16 protein-coding genes are annotated in these 16,484 nt (G+C 62.5%); 10 read left to right on the forward strand and 6 right to left on the reverse strand.

Annotated elements, in window-relative coordinates:
• Positions 1-44 precede the first annotated feature (44 nt).
• The gene (locus tag LCM4577_RS14850; RefSeq protein WP_027166457.1) at positions 45-248 is read left to right on the forward strand and encodes a DUF3126 family protein; all 204 of its coding nucleotides are present in this window, start codon (positions 45-47) and stop codon (positions 246-248) included.
• A 125-nt stretch (positions 249-373) separates the two neighbouring features.
• Here the strand turns inward: LCM4577_RS14850 and LCM4577_RS14855 are convergent, their stop codons facing one another.
• Positions 374-961, reverse strand: coding sequence for a hypothetical protein (locus LCM4577_RS14855; protein ID WP_071071955.1), 588 nt, complete (start codon positions 959-961; stop codon positions 374-376).
• Positions 962-1,308: 347 nt separating this feature from the next.
• Between LCM4577_RS14855 and clpP the strand changes: the two genes are divergently transcribed.
• The 4 genes from clpP to hupB all read left to right on the forward strand — a co-directional run bounded on the left by clpP (position 1,309) and on the right by hupB (position 6,665).
• Positions 1,309-1,944 carry an ATP-dependent Clp endopeptidase proteolytic subunit ClpP gene (gene clpP / locus LCM4577_RS14860; RefSeq protein WP_071071957.1) on the forward strand — a complete coding sequence of 212 codons (636 nt, stop codon included), beginning with the start codon at positions 1,309-1,311 and terminating at the stop codon, positions 1,942-1,944.
• 290 nt (positions 1,945-2,234) lie between these two features.
• Entirely contained in the window at positions 2,235-3,509 is a 1,275-nt protein-coding gene (gene clpX / locus LCM4577_RS14865) for an ATP-dependent Clp protease ATP-binding subunit ClpX (RefSeq protein ID WP_040981372.1), read from the forward strand.
• 275 nt (positions 3,510-3,784) lie between these two features.
• Positions 3,785-6,196: an endopeptidase La gene (lon, locus tag LCM4577_RS14870; protein ID WP_071071958.1), complete on the forward strand. Its 2,412-nt coding sequence runs from the start codon at positions 3,785-3,787 to the stop codon at positions 6,194-6,196.
• A gap of 196 nt (positions 6,197-6,392) precedes the next feature.
• Positions 6,393-6,665, forward strand: coding sequence for a DNA-binding protein HupB (hupB, locus tag LCM4577_RS14875; protein ID WP_040969493.1), 273 nt, complete (start codon positions 6,393-6,395; stop codon positions 6,663-6,665).
• An 85-nt stretch (positions 6,666-6,750) separates the two neighbouring features.
• On the opposite strand, the gene LCM4577_RS14880 is transcribed toward hupB, so the two are convergent.
• Positions 6,751-7,773, reverse strand: coding sequence for an aldo/keto reductase (locus LCM4577_RS14880; protein ID WP_071071960.1), 1,023 nt, complete (start codon positions 7,771-7,773; stop codon positions 6,751-6,753).
• A gap of 187 nt (positions 7,774-7,960) precedes the next feature.
• On the opposite strand from LCM4577_RS14880, the gene LCM4577_RS14885 reads away from it, so the two are divergent.
• Together LCM4577_RS14885 and LCM4577_RS14890 are read left to right on the forward strand one after the other, a co-directional pair.
• On the forward strand, positions 7,961-8,527 hold the full coding sequence (locus LCM4577_RS14885; RefSeq protein ID WP_040981363.1) for an SIS domain-containing protein: 567 nt from the start codon (positions 7,961-7,963) through the stop codon (positions 8,525-8,527).
• A gap of 3 nt (positions 8,528-8,530) precedes the next feature.
• Positions 8,531-9,274, forward strand: coding sequence for a creatininase family protein (locus LCM4577_RS14890; RefSeq protein WP_071034861.1), 744 nt, complete (start codon positions 8,531-8,533; stop codon positions 9,272-9,274).
• A gap of 111 nt (positions 9,275-9,385) precedes the next feature.
• Here LCM4577_RS14890 and LCM4577_RS14895 read toward each other — a convergent pair whose 3' ends face one another.
• From LCM4577_RS14895 to LCM4577_RS14905, 3 genes are all read right to left on the reverse strand, one after another.
• Complete coding sequence (locus tag LCM4577_RS14895) at positions 9,386-10,303, reverse strand: carbohydrate ABC transporter permease (RefSeq protein ID WP_071071962.1); 918 nt, start codon at positions 10,301-10,303, stop codon at positions 9,386-9,388.
• An 8-nt stretch (positions 10,304-10,311) separates the two neighbouring features.
• Positions 10,312-11,427 (reverse strand): carbohydrate ABC transporter permease, encoded by a 1,116-nt coding sequence (locus tag LCM4577_RS14900; RefSeq protein WP_071071964.1) that lies wholly within the window; start codon positions 11,425-11,427, stop codon positions 10,312-10,314.
• 91 nt (positions 11,428-11,518) lie between these two features.
• Positions 11,519-13,195, reverse strand: coding sequence for an ABC transporter substrate-binding protein (locus tag LCM4577_RS14905; RefSeq protein WP_071071965.1), 1,677 nt, complete (start codon positions 13,193-13,195; stop codon positions 11,519-11,521).
• A 282-nt stretch (positions 13,196-13,477) separates the two neighbouring features.
• Between LCM4577_RS14905 and LCM4577_RS14910 the strand changes: the two genes are divergently transcribed.
• From LCM4577_RS14910 to rbsK, 3 genes are all read left to right on the forward strand, one after another.
• Positions 13,478-14,536, forward strand: coding sequence for an ABC transporter ATP-binding protein (locus LCM4577_RS14910; protein WP_071071967.1), 1,059 nt, complete (start codon positions 13,478-13,480; stop codon positions 14,534-14,536).
• An 83-nt stretch (positions 14,537-14,619) separates the two neighbouring features.
• On the forward strand, positions 14,620-15,072 hold the full coding sequence (locus LCM4577_RS14915) for an RbsD/FucU family protein (RefSeq protein ID WP_040981349.1): 453 nt from the start codon (positions 14,620-14,622) through the stop codon (positions 15,070-15,072).
• 4 nt (positions 15,073-15,076) lie between these two features.
• Complete coding sequence (gene rbsK / locus LCM4577_RS14920) at positions 15,077-16,021, forward strand: ribokinase (protein ID WP_071071969.1); 945 nt, start codon at positions 15,077-15,079, stop codon at positions 16,019-16,021.
• A 210-nt stretch (positions 16,022-16,231) separates the two neighbouring features.
• Here the strand turns inward: rbsK and LCM4577_RS14925 are convergent, their stop codons facing one another.
• On the reverse strand, positions 16,232-16,435 hold the full coding sequence (locus LCM4577_RS14925; RefSeq protein ID WP_041007112.1) for a hypothetical protein: 204 nt from the start codon (positions 16,433-16,435) through the stop codon (positions 16,232-16,234).
• Positions 16,436-16,484: the final 49 nt, after the last annotated feature.

Consider the following 16,484-nt stretch of genomic DNA (forward strand, 5'->3'; position numbering starts at 1 on the left):
GAAGCGCGTTCCATCGAACGAGGCCGACATTTCGGAGAAGACTTTTGAAGCCTGACGAGATCAGAAAGCTGGACGCCTATTTCAAGCGCGTCTTCCAGAACCCCAAGCTGCAGGTGAAGGCGCGTCCGCGCAAGGAAGACTCGGCCGAAGTCTATGTCGGCGACGAGTTCCTCGGCATCGTCTTCAAGGACGAGGACGATGGCGACTATAATTTCTCGATGGCCATTCTCGACATCGATCTGGCTTAATTCATACCGGTTTCCGGCCGGGCGGTGCCGCCGCCCGCCGAGTTGGCCTGCAGGCGCAGACCGCGGGGCTCTGTTCCGACGCAATTCCCGACGGAAAACCGCGAAGCACTTTTCCTGGAATTGCATTAATCCGGGCAATGCCGCGGGATATGCACCCGCCGCCAGCTTGTCGAACCTTCCCTCACTACAACCCGGCGCGCCACTGTCCCGTATGAGGGCGGGATTTGCCGGATGCGTACCTGCTGCGGCCGCACCAGCACTTCGTGGGCAACCGCTTCATATTCCGCCGGCAGGACCACGCGCCGGACGCGCTCCGGCTGGACTACTACCCTTTCCGCCACGCGCGCATAGCGGGCCTTGCGCCATACTTTGCACAGCACCTTGCGGCCATGGATGACGCGCCATTCCCAGGCATAGCCGCCATCGTCGACCTTGACCGTGTGGTAGACCGTGCGTGTCACCGCAGGCACAGTCTCGTAGGTGACGCGCGGCGGTGCGATCTGCTCCACGCCCTGATATGTGCCGTAGATCGGCGCGTCGTAATCGACCACCTGCCCGCCGGGGTTCAGCATCACATCCTCGTAGACGGTGTCGTAAAGCGCCGGCCTATGGATCGGCTCATAGCATTCGAGCGCGCGGCTGCCGGCGGCGGTTCCTGAGACGCTGGCAAGCATCGCGACGGCCGCCAGCGATGCGGAGCTTTTGCGGATCATGACATTCCCCCGTTGAAAAAGGACGCCTTCACAACGCAGGACTGTAGCGGAAGGTCCGGGAGCCGACAGCGATTTCGAGGCTTTTCGTTAAGCGGCGCGGTTAAGGAATTGCTACCTTGCCAGTGGCTTCGGTTCGGCCAACCGGACCGAGCCCGCCTCACAGGGCCAATCCGCCTGGGCTTCGCCGGCGCCGCAGCGCTTTACTCGACTTAACCAGATGGCTAGGAGAGGCGGCCTTGCGCTAGGGTGAGCCGGCATCCTATTTAGGTCGTAACCGATCCAGAACGATTCCGCGCGATTGCCGATAATGCCAAGGTGCCGGAATCCATCTCCAACAAGGGTAGTCCATGAAGAACCCCGTTGAAACCTACATGAACCTCGTTCCGATGGTGGTCGAGCAGACCAATCGCGGCGAGCGCGCCTACGACATCTTCTCGCGCCTCTTGAAGGAACGCATCATCTTCATTACCGGTCCGGTCGAGGATGGGATGGCGACGCTGGTTTGTGCACAGCTTTTGTTCCTCGAAGCCGAGAACCCCAAGAAGGAAATCAACCTCTACATCAATTCGCCGGGCGGCGTCGTCACGTCGGGCATGGCGATCTACGACACGATGCAGTTCATCAAGCCGGCGGTGTCGACGCTCTGCATCGGCCAGGCCGCGTCGATGGGTTCGCTGCTTCTGACCGCGGGCCACAAGGACATGCGTTTCGCCACGCCGAACGCCCGGATCATGGTCCACCAGCCGTCGGGCGGCTTCCAGGGTCAGGCCTCGGACATCGAACGTCATGCGCAGGACATCATCAAGCTGAAGCGCCGCTTGAACGAGGTCTATGTCAAGCACACCGGCAAGAGCTATGAAGAGATCGAGAGGACGCTCGACCGCGACCACTTCATGACCGCGGACGAGGCCAGGGACTTCGGCCTGATCGACAAGGTCATATCGAGCCGCGAGGCCGCCGAGGCAACCACGGCTTCAGCCTGACATCGGCGGCAAATGACAGCATAACGCGGTTTTGGCGCGTCTTGCGGCATTTCGGCCACAATTGGCTGTTCCCTCAGGCGTTGGGATTGCCTACGTTAAGGCTATGTTGATTTTCGACGGCTTAGCTTTGCGTGGGGTTGCTGCGAATCATTGCCGCGTTTTCTGAATTGTGTTTCGTAAGGAATGCGCTGTGTGAGCCGGGACACTGGCGGTGGCGGATTCCCGCGATAGATTGGTGAGACGTCACTCGAAGCCAGGCGATCGGCGGGCGTTGGTGAAAGGACAGAAAAATGAGCAAGGTCAGCAACGGCGGCGGTGATTCAAAGAACACGCTTTACTGCTCGTTTTGCGGCAAGAGCCAGCACGAAGTCCGCAAGCTGATCGCCGGACCGACGGTCTTCATCTGCGACGAATGCGTCGAACTGTGCATGGACATCATCCGCGAGGAGAACAAGACCTCGATGGTGAAGTCGCGCGAGGGCGTGCCGACCCCGCAGGAGATCCTCAAGGTCCTCGACGATTACGTCATCGGCCAGCCCTACGCCAAGCGCGTGCTGTCGGTGGCCGTCCACAACCACTACAAGCGCCTGGCGCATGCCGGCAAGAACAACGACGTCGAGTTGGCGAAGTCGAACATCCTGCTGATCGGCCCGACCGGCTGCGGCAAGACGCTGCTGGCCCAGACGCTCGCCCGCATCATCGACGTGCCGTTCACCATGGCCGACGCCACGACGCTGACCGAGGCCGGCTATGTCGGCGAGGACGTCGAGAACATCATCCTGAAGCTGTTGCAGTCGGCCGACTACAATGTCGAGCGCGCCCAGCGCGGCATCGTCTATATCGACGAAATCGACAAGATCTCGCGCAAGTCGGACAATCCCTCGATCACCCGCGACGTGTCGGGCGAGGGCGTGCAGCAGGCGCTGCTCAAGATCATGGAAGGCACGGTCGCCTCGGTGCCGCCGCAGGGCGGCCGCAAGCATCCGCAGCAGGAGTTCCTGCAGGTCGACACCGCCAACATCCTGTTCATCTGCGGCGGCGCCTTCGCGGGCCTGGACAAGATCATCTCGGACCGCGGCCGCAAGACCTCGATCGGCTTCGGCGCGACCGTGGCCTCGCCTGAGGATCGGCGCACCGGCGATCTCTTCCGCCAGGTCGAGCCCGAGGATCTGTTGAAATTCGGCCTTATCCCGGAATTCGTCGGTCGTCTGCCGGTTCTGGCGACGCTGGAAGATCTCGACGAGCCGGCGCTGATCCAGATCCTGACCGAGCCGAAGAACGCGCTGGTCAAGCAGTATCAGCGGCTGTTCGAGATGGAAAATGTCGATCTGACGTTCCACGAGAACGCGCTGTCGGCGATCGCCAAGCGCGCCATCGAACGCAAGACCGGCGCGCGCGGCCTGCGCTCGATCATGGAAGCGATCCTGCTCGACACCATGTTCGAGTTGCCGGCGCTGGAAGGCGTGCGCGAGGTGGTGATTTCGGAAGAGGTGGTGTCCGGCAACGCCCGGCCGCTCTACATCTACTCCGAGCAGAAGGAAAAGAAGGGCAATGTCAGCGCCTGAAATGGCACTGGACCTGTCAATTTTCACGGAACGGCGCCCGCGTGGCGCCGTTTTGTTGTCAAAGGCGGGGAGGCGGGCGATGGAACGGCTCGAGCGACCATGCTAACCCTTGATCTTTGCCCCGGCTGCATCCACCTAACAGCAGAAGGCCGAGGCGCCGAATTCTGTGCTGTAAAACTCCCGTCACAAACGGTGGTAGGCGGAACGACACTCGGTCGTTAATATGAGATTCGCGGTTGGCTAAAATAAGCGGCCGCGACATGAAAGGTTGGACAATGGCCAAGATATCCAAGGCTTCCGGCGACGGCGTTTTCGCAGTCCTCCCACTGCGCGATATCGTCGTGTTCCCGCATATGATCGTTCCGCTCTTCGTGGGCCGTGAAAAGTCGATCAAGGCGCTGGAAGAGGTGATGGGTCAGGAAAAGCAGATCCTGCTCGCCACCCAGATGAATGCAGCCGACGACGATCCTGAGCCCGATGCGATTTTCGACATCGGTACGCTCGCCAATGTGCTGCAGCTTTTGAAGCTGCCCGACGGCACCGTGAAGGTTCTGGTCGAGGGCGCCTCGCGCGCCAAGATCGTCTCGTTCACCGATCGCCCCGACTTCCATGAGGCCCGCGCCACCGCGCTTGCGGAGCCGGAAGAGGAAGAGGTCGAGATCGAGGCGCTTGCCCGCTCGGTCGTCACCGACTTCGAGAATTACGTCAAGCTGAACAAGAAGATCTCGCCCGAAGTGGTGGGCGCGGCCAGCCAGATCGACGACTATTCCAAACTCGCCGATACGGTTGCCTCGCATCTCGCCATCAAGATCCCCGAAAAGCAGGAGATGCTCGCCACGCTTTCCGTCAAGGAACGGCTCGAGAAGGCGATGGGCTTCATGGAGGCCGAAATCTCCGTGCTCCAGGTGGAAAAGCGCATCCRCTCGCGCGTCAAGCGCCAGATGGAGAAGACGCAGCGCGAGTACTACCTCAACGAGCAGATGAAGGCGATCCAGAAGGAGCTCGGCGAGGGCGAGGACGGCCGCGACGAGGCCGCCGAGATCGAGGCGCGCATCAAGAAGACCAAGCTCTCCAAGGAGGCCCGCGAGAAGGCGGAAGCCGAATTGAAGAAGCTGCGCTCTATGTCGCCGATGTCGGCTGAATCGACGGTGGTGCGCAATTATCTCGACTGGCTGCTGTCGATCCCGTGGGGCAAGAACTCCAAGGTCAAGCAGGACCTGAACTATGCGCAGGACGTGCTCGACGCCGACCATTTCGGCCTCGACAAGGTCAAGGAGCGCATCGTCGAGTATCTCGCCGTGCAGAGCCGCCAGAAGAAGATCAAGGGGCCGATCCTGTGCCTCGTCGGCCCGCCCGGCGTCGGCAAGACCTCGCTCGGCAAGTCGATCGCCAAGGCGACCGGCCGCGAGTTCATCCGCATGGCGCTCGGCGGCGTGCGTGACGAGGCCGAGATCCGTGGCCATCGGCGGACCTATATCGGCTCGATGCCCGGCAAGGTCATCCAGTCGATGAAGAAGGCCAAGAAGTCCAATCCGCTCTTCCTGCTCGACGAGATCGACAAGATGGGCCAGGACTTCCGCGGCGATCCGTCATCGGCCCTGCTCGAGGTGCTCGATCCGGAGCAGAACTCGACGTTCATGGACCATTACCTCGAGGTCGAATACGACCTGTCGAGCGTGATGTTCGTGACGACGGCGAACACGCTGAACATCCCTGCGCCCCTGATGGACCGCATGGAGATCATCCGTATCGCCGGTTACACCGAGGACGAGAAGATCGAGATCGCCAAGCGTCACCTGATGCCCAAGGTGATCCGCGACCATGCCCTGCAGCCGAACGAGTTCTCGGTCGGCGAGGACGCGATCCGCGGCATCATCCAGACCTACACGCGGGAAGCCGGCGTGCGCAGCCTGGAACGCGAGCTGATGAAGCTCGGGCGCAAGGCGGTGACCGAGATCCTGCGGACGAAGAAGAAGACGGTGAAGATAACGGCGGACAACCTTGCCGATTATCTCGGCGTGCCGCGCTTCCGCTTCGGCCAGGTCGAGGCCGACGATCAGGTCGGCGTGGTCACGGGGCTTGCCTGGACGGAAGTCGGCGGCGAGCTGCTGACGATCGAAGGCGTCATGATGCCCGGCAAGGGCCGCATGACGGTGACCGGCAATCTGCGGGACGTGATGAAGGAATCGATCTCGGCGGCGGCTTCTTACGTCCGCTCCCGGGCGCTCGATTTCGGCATCGAGCCGCCGCTGTTCGACAAGCGCGACATCCATGTCCACTTGCCGGAAGGCGCGACTCCCAAGGATGGCCCGTCCGCCGGTGCCGCCATGGCCACGGCTATCGTGTCGGTGCTGACGGGTATCCCGGTCCGGGCCGATGTGGCGATGACGGGCGAGATCACGCTGCGTGGCCGTATCCTGCCGATCGGCGGCCTGAAGGAGAAGCTGCTCGCGGCGCTGCGCGGCGGCATCAAGAAGGTCCTGATCCCGGAAGAGAACGTCAAGGATCTGGCGGACATTCCGGACAACGTGAAGAACGGCATGGAGATCGTCCCCGTCTCGCGGGTCGGCGAGGTGCTCGCGCACGCGCTGACGCGGATGCCGGAGCCGATCGAGTGGGTCGAACCGGTCAATGCGCCGGCTCCGGTCGACACCGGCGACGATGCCGGAAAGTCGCTCGCGCACTAACAAAAGTTAAAGTTGCAGTGCACAATGAGAGAGCCGGGCTTCGAGCCCGGCTTTTTCATGTGAAAAAGCCACGAAAAAATTCAAAAAAGCCCGGAATTCCGCGGTTTTTGGCTTGGGTTCCGGATCGCTTCTTTCTAAAGTCCGTTTCCTGCCGGATGAGTCGTAAGTTCCGGTTTTCTCATGGAAGGGAATTTTGATGAACAAGAACGAACTGGTGTCCGCTGTCGCCGATGCCGCAAGCATTTCGAAGGCTGATGCGCAGTCTGCCGTCGATGCGGTGTTCTCCGTGATCACAGGCGAACTGAAGAAGGGCGGCGATGTCCGGCTTGTCGGCTTCGGAAATTTCACCGTGTCAAAACGCGCTGCTTCGACCGGCCGCAATCCGCAGACCGGCGCGGAAGTGAAGATTCCGGCGCGCACCGTGCCGAAGTTCTCGGCCGGCAAGGGCCTCAAGGACGCGGTCAACTAAGACCTTTTTCTTTAAGTGCAGAAAAGCCGGGCTTGCCCGGCTTTTCTTTTTGCGGCGATCGAACCCGCACTTTTCCTGGAATTGCTCAGGCTGTCGGCGCGTCCGCGCGCATCAGGCCTTCCTGTTTCAGATCCGCCCAGAGCGCCGCCGGTATCTTGGTGTCGAGCAGCGCGCGGTTGCTTTCGACTTCGGCCGGCCGCTGGCCGCCGGGGATCACCGACATCACCGAAGGGTGCTGCAGCGGGAATTGCAGCGCCGCCTCGATCAGCCGCACATTGTGGCGCTTGCAGACGGCTTCGATACGCGCCACGCGGTCGAGGATCTCCTTCGGCGCTTCGCTGTAGTTGTAGAAGGCGCGGGGCTTCGGCCCGGTGGCCAGCACGCCGGAATTGTAGGGGCCGCCCAGCACGATGCCGATGCCGCGCTTCTGGCAGAGCGGCAGGAAGGATTGAAGCGCTTCCTGCTCAAGCAGCGTGTAGCGGCCGGYCAGCAGGAACAGGTCGAAGTCGCCGCGCTCGGCGAGCGTCTGGGCAACCTGCCACTCGTTGATGCCACCGCCGAAGGCCTTGATCACGCCCTGGTCGCGCAGCGACAGCAGGCCGTAATAGCCGGACGACATGAACTCCTCGATGCGGGCGTCGGAGGCTTCCTTGCTGCCATGGGTGAAGATGTCGACGTCGTGGACGAAGAGGATGTCGATGCGGTCGACGCCCAGGCGCTCCAGCGAGGCCTCGAAGGAGCRCATGACGCCGTCGTAGGAGTAGTCGTAGACTTCCCGGCGCGACGGCGTCTCGAAGAACTTGCCGATGCCGGTGCGCTGGTCGGGYGGGGCGACGCGCATGATGCGGCCGACTTTACTCGACAGCACATAGTCGTCGCGCTTTCTGGCGCGCAGGAAGGGGTTGAGGCGGGTTTCCGACAGGCCAAGGCCGTAAAGCGGCGCCGTATCATAGTAACGGCAGCCGGTCGCCCATGCCGCTTCCAAGGTGGCGTTGGCGTCCTCGTCGGAGACGGCGCGGTAGAGATTGCCGAGCGGCGCGGTGCCGAAGCCGAGCTCGGTGAAGGTGATGCCGCCATTGCCGATGCGGTCGAAATGCCGTGTCTTCATGTCTGACGATGTCCCGGAGTGATTTGTCTGACATGACACTATCACGCCCGTGGCCCAGCAAAAGTGCCGAGGCTCGTTGGACAGCGATTTTCGCAATGATAGCATGAACAAAAACAAGCCGTTCGCGGCCGGCGAGGCGCCAAATCCGTAGAGACAAGCGATATCGCGCAGACAGGGGTGAACCGTCATGACCAAAGCCGGATCCGGCATGTTCGCGACCGCGCTGGACGAGCTCGGCGCGGTTCTGGCGCGCACGGATGAAGCGCGGATCGATGCCGCCTGTGCAATGCTGGCCGGCGCCGGCAGGATCGCCGTCTATGGCTGCGGCCGCGAGGCGCTGCAGCTGAAGGGCTTCGCCATGCGGCTTTATCATCTCGGCCTGCCGGTGTCGGTCGTCGGCGACATGACCACGCCGCCGCTGGGGCAGGGAGACGTCTTCCTCGCGAGTTCAGGGCCGGGCGAGACCACCACGGTGCTGACCTTGATGCGGGTTGCCCGCGCGGCTGGCGCTAAGGTGCTGCTCTTGACGGCGGAGCCGGCAGCCAGCGCCGTCAAGCTCGCCGACTTCACCCTGCTCATCCCGGCGCAGACGATGGCCAGCGACCAGGGCGCGGCAAGGACCTCGGTGCTGCCGATGGGCTCGCTGTTCGAGGGCGCGCTGTTCCTCTTGTTCGAGATCATGGTGCTGAAGCTCAAGGCGCTTACAAAAGCCACGCCGGAGGCGATGCGCGCCAGGCACACCAATATGGAGTAGGGGATGCGCTACGAGCTGATGCTGCCGCACCAGATCCGCAAGGCGATCGAGGAGAACTGGCCGGTCGTGCTGCCGCTCGGCGTGCTCGAATACCATGGCGAGCACATGGCGGTCGGCATGGACACGCTGGCGGTCATCAAGACGGTGGAGCTGATCGAGAAGGAGAGGGATATCGTCATCCTGCCGCCCTTCTATTACGGCGCGGCAAGCTATGCGGTGGCTCCGCCGGAAGGCAGCGGCTCGGTGCAGGTCGGCGGTCCGGTGCTTTCGCCCTTCGCGGAGGAATTGTTCTACGGCCTGCTGCGCATCGGCTTCCGCAATATCCACGCCATCATCCACCACCAGACCGAGAATTTCGTGGCCGGCATGCCGACCGATCTCGCCTTCAAGACCGCCGGCCGGCAGGCGATCTTCCGCTTTCTGGAGAAGGAGCGCGGCGAGGGCTGGTGGGGATCGAACAGCATGGCCGATTACTATGCCGGCCATGCGCAGGGCGAGAATGTCTTCAACTGGGTGCAGGTGCACCCGCTGATGCCGGCCGCGATGAACGGCAAATATCCGTTCGACCATGCCGGCAAAGGCGAAACCTCGCTGATGCTGGCGCTGTGCCCCGAGGCCGTGGACGAGAAGCATTTCGCCGACAACACCGGCTGGTACACGAAAGACGCGGCGGAGGCCTCGGCGGGCCTCGGCAAGATCGGCGTCGCGATGATCCTCGATCATTTAAGGGCGATATTGCAGGCCTAGCACCCTCTTCCAGGGAACGCCGACGCCTCACTCCGCTGGAACACCCCTCATCCGTCTCGGCGCTAACGCGCCGATCCACCTTCTCCCACAAGGGGAGAAGGAGAGGTCCAGCTACTTCACCGAGCCGGCCGTCATGCCCATGATCAGGTAGCGCTCGAGCGCGATGCCGATGATCGCCAGCGGCGCGATCGCGGCGGTGGCGAGGGCTGCCATCGACCACCAGTTGATGCCTTGCGAGCCGGTCTGGCTCGCCACCATGACGGGGATGGTTTTCGCATCGGTCGAGGTCAGGAGCGCAGCGAAGAAATACTCGTTCCAGCACAGCACCATCGCCAGGATGAAGGCGGCGACCATGCCTGGCAGCGCGATCGGCATGACGATGCGGAAAAAGGCGCCCCAGATCGACAGCCCGTCGACCAAAGCCGCCTCCTCCAATTCGACGGGAATGGAGTTGAACTGGTCGCGCATGATCCAGATCACGATCGGCAGCACCATCAGCGTATAGAGGAGCACGAGCCCGATACGCGTGTCGAGGAGGGCCACTTCCCGGTAGAGCACCAGGAAAGGCAGCGCCAGCACGACCGGCGGCAGGATCAGTTGCGACAGGAAGAAGAAGGAGATGTCCTCGTTCTTGAACCAGGCGAATTTGTAGCGGTAGCGAACGAGGCCATAGGCGGCGAGGCTGYCGATGATGATGGCGAGGCTCGATGCGCCGACCGAGGTGATGACGGAGTTCATGAAGCGTTTGAGGAATTCGTCGCGCACGGTCGATGTCTGGAAGATCGAATCCGGCGACAGGCCGAGCGAACGCCAGCCCTTCCAGTCGGGCGTAAAGTCGACGAAGGGAATGAGATGGCCTTGCGTGACGTCGACCGCCGATTTGAACGAGGTGGTGATCGTCCAGTAGATCGGGAACAGGCACACGAATGCCCAGAAGACAAGCGCGCCGTAGATGAAGACGCGGCTGGTGATGAAGGCGGCCGGCGAGCGGATATCGGAAACGGTGTAGTCGGTGGTCTGGACGCTCATGATGCCGCTCAGTTGACGTTGCGCACGAAGCGACTGGCGACTTTCAACAGCCAGGTCACGAACACGACGATGATGATCAGATAGGCCATGGCCAACATGGTGCCATAGCCGACATTCGAGCGGTCGCGATACTCGCGATAGATGAAGCTCGACACGGAATCGGTGGCGCCGCCGGGGCCGCCGGAGGTCAGGGTGATAATGATATCGGCGAGCTTCAGCTTGAAGATGATGCGCAGGATCACGGCCGTTACGGATACCGGCAGCATCAGCGGGAAGGTGACCTGCCAGAAGGTCTGCCACGCGGTCGCGCCGTCGACGCGGGCGGCTTCAAGCACCTCGCGCGACATCGCCTGCAGGCCGGCCAGCAGCATGATCATCATGAACGGGATGAAGGTCCAGGCGTCGAGCATCATGATCGAGATGCGGGCGGTGATCGGGTCGGAGAAGAAGGCGGGATTGTCCCAGCCGAGATGACGCGCCAGCGTCGCCGCGGGTCCGAACCGGTATTCCATCAGCGATTTGCCGACCATCCAGGACACGGCGACCGGCGACAGCATCAGCGGCAAAAGAAAGACGACGCGGAAGAATTTGCGAGCCTTGATCTGCGCATTGAGCAGCAGCGCCAGGCCGAAGGCGATGACATATTCGACCAGCACCGCAAGCACATAGAGCACCATGTTGAACAGCGCATTGCGGTAATAGGGGTCGGCCAGCATCTGCCAGAAATTGTCGAGGCCGTTGAAGCGGCGGCCGGTGAAGGAACTGAGGTTCCAGTCGGTCAGGGCGATGTAGAAGCCGAACAGCGTCGGGAAGATCACCATGGCGATGGTGAAGAGCAGGGCCGGCAAAAGGAACAGCGCGCGCTGCCCGTCCTCGCCACGCGTCAACACCTGCCAGGCGCCGAGYGCGATGCCCCACAAGATGTAGGCATAGACCACGGGGCGCCAGGTGTCGAAACCGACCGTGGACATCTCGGTCTTGTAGAGGACCTGCACGATGATGATCCCCARCAGGCCAAGGGTCGCGATGGCCAGCAGGCCCCAGCCGAGGCGCTTGCGGCTTGCCGGGATCAGGTCGGCCGGATTTGCCGGCCACGCATTCGCCGTCGAAGTCTGCTCAGCCACTCTCGCCTCTTAAAGCATCAAACCGGCCGGGCCGGTAAAGATGCGGCCCGATGACGATGTGCCACCGGGCCGCGACGTCTGATGAGACAGCCTACATGCCGAGCGAGGCTTTGTAGAGCTTGATCTGGTTTTCGCGGCCGATCTGGTCGGTCAGCTTTTCCCAGGCCGCCGCGATGGCGTCGGCGCCTTCCTGCGCCTTCATCTTGCCGGCGAAGGTGTTGGCCAGGATGTCCTCGGCGGCCGAGTAGTACTGGAAGATGCCGGGGATGCGCGGCTCGATCGCCGCGTTCGGATGGTTGTAGCTGTCGCCTTCCGACTTGAGATAGGAGGTGATGAAGGCCTCGTCATAGCCTGCCGCCACCCATTCGGGAATGTTGAAATGGGAGTTGCGGTACGGCTGGAAGCCCGACGGATACATCGCGGTCCAGATCGACAGGTCCTTGCCGCCGAGATGGGCGGCGGCCGACCATGCGGCCTTCTTCTTCTTCTCGTCGGAATCGACGCGGGCCATGACATAGACGCCCCAGCCGAGATAGGCGCAGTTCGGCGCATAGTTCGGGCCGCTGGCGAGCTTGTCCCACTTGCCGGTCTTGGAATTGTACACGTCGTCGGAACCCGGCAGGATGGAGAAGCCGGTGACATCGCCGATGACCGAGGAGTCATTGGTCTTCACGTTCGAGCCGACGTCGCCCCACCAGGGGATCATCGAGCCGGTGCCGGCCAGGAACTGCTGGAAGGCGGTCGTGTTCGGATCGGCGTTGATCTGGTCCGCGGGTTCGGACGGCAAGGCGTCGATCACGTCCTGGATGGCGCGCACCCAGGCCGGATTGTTGATGCGGGGCTTCATCGTGTCGGCATCGAACAGCCAGGCCTTGTCATCGGGATGCTTGGCATAGGCTGTGGCGCGGCTGCCGAGGAAATAGAAGCCGAAACCGCCCCAGGGCTTGGGCGCGTCGAGATAGCCGTAGACGTCCTGGCCCTTGAATTTCTTGCCCTTGAGGAACTTGGTCACGGCCTGCACCTGCTGCCAGGTCTTGGGCACGCCCCATTCCGTCAGGCCGGCCTTGTCGCCGCCATCGGCTTTCCACGCCGCCGCCAGCTCGGAGTCGGAGAACACGTCGGTGCGGTAGTTGAAATTGTGCGTGTCGCCGTCGATGGTCACGCGATACTGCTTGCCGTCCCAGGTGCCGACCGGCGGTTTCAGGTAGTTGACGAGGTCGTCGAAGTCGATCTGCTTCTTGACCCAGTCGGGCATCTCGGAGGTCAGGCCCTTGCCGCAGACGTCGCCTTCGAAAGGCGCGCCCATCTCGATGATGTCGAAGTCGACGGTCTTGGTTGCGATGGACTGCTGCAGGCGGGCGTTGTAGTCGGCCTGGGCGAGGTCGATCCAGCTGATCTTGGCGCCCGTATAGGCCTCCCACGGCTTCAGGAAGCCGCGGAACAGCACGTTGTGCAGGTTCTGGTTGTTGAGGCCCATGAAGGTGAGCTCGACGCCGGCGAACTCGCCTTCCTTGACATTGGCCTTGGTCGCTTCGAGGCAGAGCTCACCGACCTTCTGGAAGTCGGCATCGGTCGGCTGGCCCTTGCCGACGCCTGGGATCTGCAGGATTTTCGCACGCAGGCTGTCATCGGCCGCGGCCGGCCTCGTCAGCGCACCGAGTCCGGCGCCGGAGGCGGCGGCGATTGCCGCCATGGAGGCAGCACCCTTCAGCACATCGCGGCGGCTCGCGCCGGCGCGCATCAGTTTTTCATACAGGTCGACTCTCATCTACAGGTTCCTCCCAGAACAACAGCGATTGAATTGAAGTGGCCAATCTCTCGGACGTCGAAACGTCTCTCGGTTCTCCTCGATCATACGGGGACGTGGGACCCCACCCTGCGTCGCCGGAGCTCCGATCTCAGGGTAACAGGCCTGCTCTCGGATTGGCACTCGCCACTATTCGCGTAATCGATTACCTTGTCAACAAGATTGGCTTTTTATCTATAAGATACCGACTTGCCGTTGCCGCCGGCAATGGCTAGCTTCACCGCAAAAGATAAAGGGGAGACGATGGCTCAAGTCGCGATCAGCAGTGTGGCCAAGGCGTTCGGAACCGTCAAGGTCCTGCATGAGGTCAGCGTCGATATTGCCGACGGGCAGTTCGTCGTGCTGGTCGGCCCTTCAGGATGCGGCAAGTCCACGCTGTTGAGGATGGTGGCCGGGCTGGAGACGGTTTCCGGCGGCACGATCTCGATCGGCGACCGCGTCGTCAACAACCTGCCGCCGGCGAAGCGCGACATCGCCATGGTGTTCCAGAATTACGCGCTCTATCCGCACAAGACGGTGGAGCAGAACATGGCCTTCGCGCTGAAACTGCGCGGCACGGATCCGGCCGTCGTCGCCGAGCGGGTCAAGCGCGCCGCCGACATCCTCGACCTCGCGCCCTATCTCAAGCGCTACCCGCGCCAGCTTTCCGGCGGCCAGCGCCAGCGCGTCGCCATGGGCCGCGCCATCGTGCGCAATCCGCAGGTGTTCCTGTTCGATGAGCCGCTTTCCAACCTCGACGCCAAGCTGCGCGTGCAGATGCGCACCGAGATCAAGGAACTGCACCAGCGGCTGAAGACGACCACCATCTACGTCACTCACGACCAGATCGAGGCCATGACCATGGCCGACAAGATCGTCGTGATGCGCGACGGCCGCATCGAGCAGGTCGGCGCGCCGCTTGAACTGTTCGATCGGCCGGCGAACCTTTTCGTCGCCGGCTTCATCGGTTCGCCTTCGATGAACTTGCTCAAGGGGACTGTAAAGAAAGCCGAGAAGCCGGTTGTAGAGATCGCCGGGACGGCGTTCCCGATGCCATCGGGTGTCGCTGCCGAGGACGGCCAGGCCGTCGTCTATGGCGTGCGGCCGGAACATCTGGAGATCCATCCGGACGGCGTCGAGTCCAAGGTCTCGGTGGTCGAGCCGACCGGCTCCGAGACCCTGGCCTTCGTGCGTTTCGGCGAGGGCGAGATGGTGGCGCTGTTTCGCGAGCGCCACGACTTCAAGCCGGGCGACACGCTCAAGCTCAGGCCGCGCCTCGACCAGGTCCACCTCTTCGACGCCGGGACCGGCAAGCGTCTTTAGAACTTTACCCAATTCCGGACGGAAAACCGCTCACACTTTTCCTGGAATTGCTCCAGACCGCATCAACCCTTCAAGAGGAAACCATGCTCAAAGGGATCAATCCGCTGCTCAATGCCGATGTGCTCCAGGCGCTGCGGGCGATGGGCCATGGCGACGACCTGATCATCGCCGATACCAATTTCCCGTCCGATTCAGTGGCGCGGCAGACCGTGCTCGGCAAGCTGTTGCGCATCGATGCGACGGCGGCCGACGTGGTGAAGGCGGTGCTGTCGGTCTTGCCGCTGGATACTTTCGTCAACGACGCGGCGGCGCGTATGGAGATCGTCGGCAAGCCGAACGAAATCCCGCCGGTGCAGAAGGAGGTGCAGAAGGAGATCGACGCGGCCGAGGGCAAGCCCTGGCCGATGATCTCGATCGAGCGCTACGCCTTCTACGAGCGCTCCAAGAAGGCCTATTGCGTGATCCAGACCGGCGAGCGCCGCTTCTATGGCTGCTTTGCCTTCCGCAAGGGCGTCGTGCCGCCGGATGCGGAGTAAAGACATGGCCACCGGCAAGCCCGTCGTCATGAAGCCTGTCGTGATTTTGGGCGTGTTCGTCGCCGACACGGCGTATCGCGCCGATCGCCAGCCGCGGATGGGCGAGACGATCCTCGGCAATTCCTTCAAGCTCGGACCGGGCGGCAAGGGCTCGAACCAGGCGGTGGCGGCAGGTAAGCTTGGCGCCGACATCACCTTCCTGACGCGTCTCGGCGTCGACGCTTTCGCCGACATGGCCAAACAGACCTGGAAGGACGCGGGCGTGAAAAGCGCCGTCATCGACACGCCGGACAGCTATACGGGCGCTGCCTATATCTTCGTCGAGGAAGGCACCGGCAACAATGCCATCATCGTCAGTCCGGGCGCGGCAATGCTGATCTCTCCGGCCGACATCGAGGCGCATGCCGAGCTCATTCGCTCCGCCGGCGTCTTCGTCACCCAGCTCGAACAGCCGATCGATGCGGCCCTGAAGGCGCTGGAAATCGCGCGCGGGGCAGGGGTGACGACCATCCTCAATCCCGCGCCGKCCGCCAGCCTGCCCGACCGGATCTATACGCTCTGCGACTATGTCACGCCCAACGAGACCGAGGCCGAAGGTTTGACCGGCATCAACGTCTCCTCGATCGACGATGCCCGTCGCGCCGCCGACGCCCTGCTGGCCAAGGGTGTCGGCGCCGTCATCGTGACGCTCGGCGAAAAAGGCGCGCTGTTGCACACCAAGGACCGATCCGAACATGTCGACGCGTTCAATGCCGGTCCGGTGATCGAGACGACGGGGGCGGGCGATGCGTTCAATGGCGGTCTCGCCGCCGCTTTGGCAAAGGGCGTCGAGCCACTCGAGGCCGTGCGCTTTGCCTGCGCGGTCGCCGGCATTTCGGTGACGCGCCACGGCACCGCGCCGTCGATGCCGACGCTGCAGGAGGTCGAGGCGCTGCTCGTTAAGACGTGAACTCATGGTTCGCGCGGTCTATTAGCGGCTTCTTGACCCGGAACGCAGCTGAGCCGAGCGCGTTCATCCTCCTGGTCGGCGACACCGGAACGGCAGGATGAAAAAACCATACGAAAAACCCACGCTCGTGAAGCGCCAGAAGCTCACCGCGCGGACGGCCCAGATTATCGCTTCCGGCGTCATATTGGGCGAATGATCTCGGATGTTGCGTTACAGAATCCTGCTGGTCAGCTCCAGCATCGTCGTCGCGCCTTGCTCGCTGCCGGGCATATGCACGACGCGCAGAACCCTGAGGTCTTGGTTCGATCCTTCAACCGGCATCGAAACGCTTTCGCCRACGCGCGGCAATTCCTGAAACGCCAACTCGTCCACATCCCTGGCATCGTCGATGGAAATACGGCATCTCACAGCCATCTGATCTCTCCCGTTTTTCGCCCGAGGGCTGAACGGGACAAGGTTGGAA

Source organism: Mesorhizobium sp. LCM 4577, assembly GCF_001854795.2.
GTDB lineage: Bacteria > Pseudomonadota > Alphaproteobacteria > Rhizobiales > Rhizobiaceae > Mesorhizobium > Mesorhizobium plurifarium.

Bases quoted from the DNA above. Each gene is read 5' to 3' on its own strand.
- LCM4577_RS14855 (WP_071071955.1), bottom strand. From the start codon at position 961: ATGATCCGCAAAAGCTCCGCATCGCTGGCGGCCGTCGCGATGCTTGCC.
- clpP (WP_071071957.1), top strand. From the start codon at position 1,309: ATGAAGAACCCCGTTGAAACCTACATGAACCTCGTTCCGATGGTGGTC.
- clpX (WP_040981372.1), top strand. From the start codon at position 2,235: ATGAGCAAGGTCAGCAACGGCGGCGGTGATTCAAAGAACACGCTTTAC.
- hupB (WP_040969493.1), top strand. From the start codon at position 6,393: ATGAACAAGAACGAACTGGTGTCCGCTGTCGCCGATGCCGCAAGCATT.
- LCM4577_RS14885 (WP_040981363.1), top strand. From the start codon at position 7,961: ATGACCAAAGCCGGATCCGGCATGTTCGCGACCGCGCTGGACGAGCTC.
- LCM4577_RS14890 (WP_071034861.1), top strand. From the start codon at position 8,531: ATGCGCTACGAGCTGATGCTGCCGCACCAGATCCGCAAGGCGATCGAG.
- LCM4577_RS14905 (WP_071071965.1), bottom strand. From the start codon at position 13,195: ATGAGAGTCGACCTGTATGAAAAACTGATGCGCGCCGGCGCGAGCCGC.
- LCM4577_RS14910 (WP_071071967.1), top strand. From the start codon at position 13,478: ATGGCTCAAGTCGCGATCAGCAGTGTGGCCAAGGCGTTCGGAACCGTC.
- LCM4577_RS14915 (WP_040981349.1), top strand. From the start codon at position 14,620: ATGCTCAAAGGGATCAATCCGCTGCTCAATGCCGATGTGCTCCAGGCG.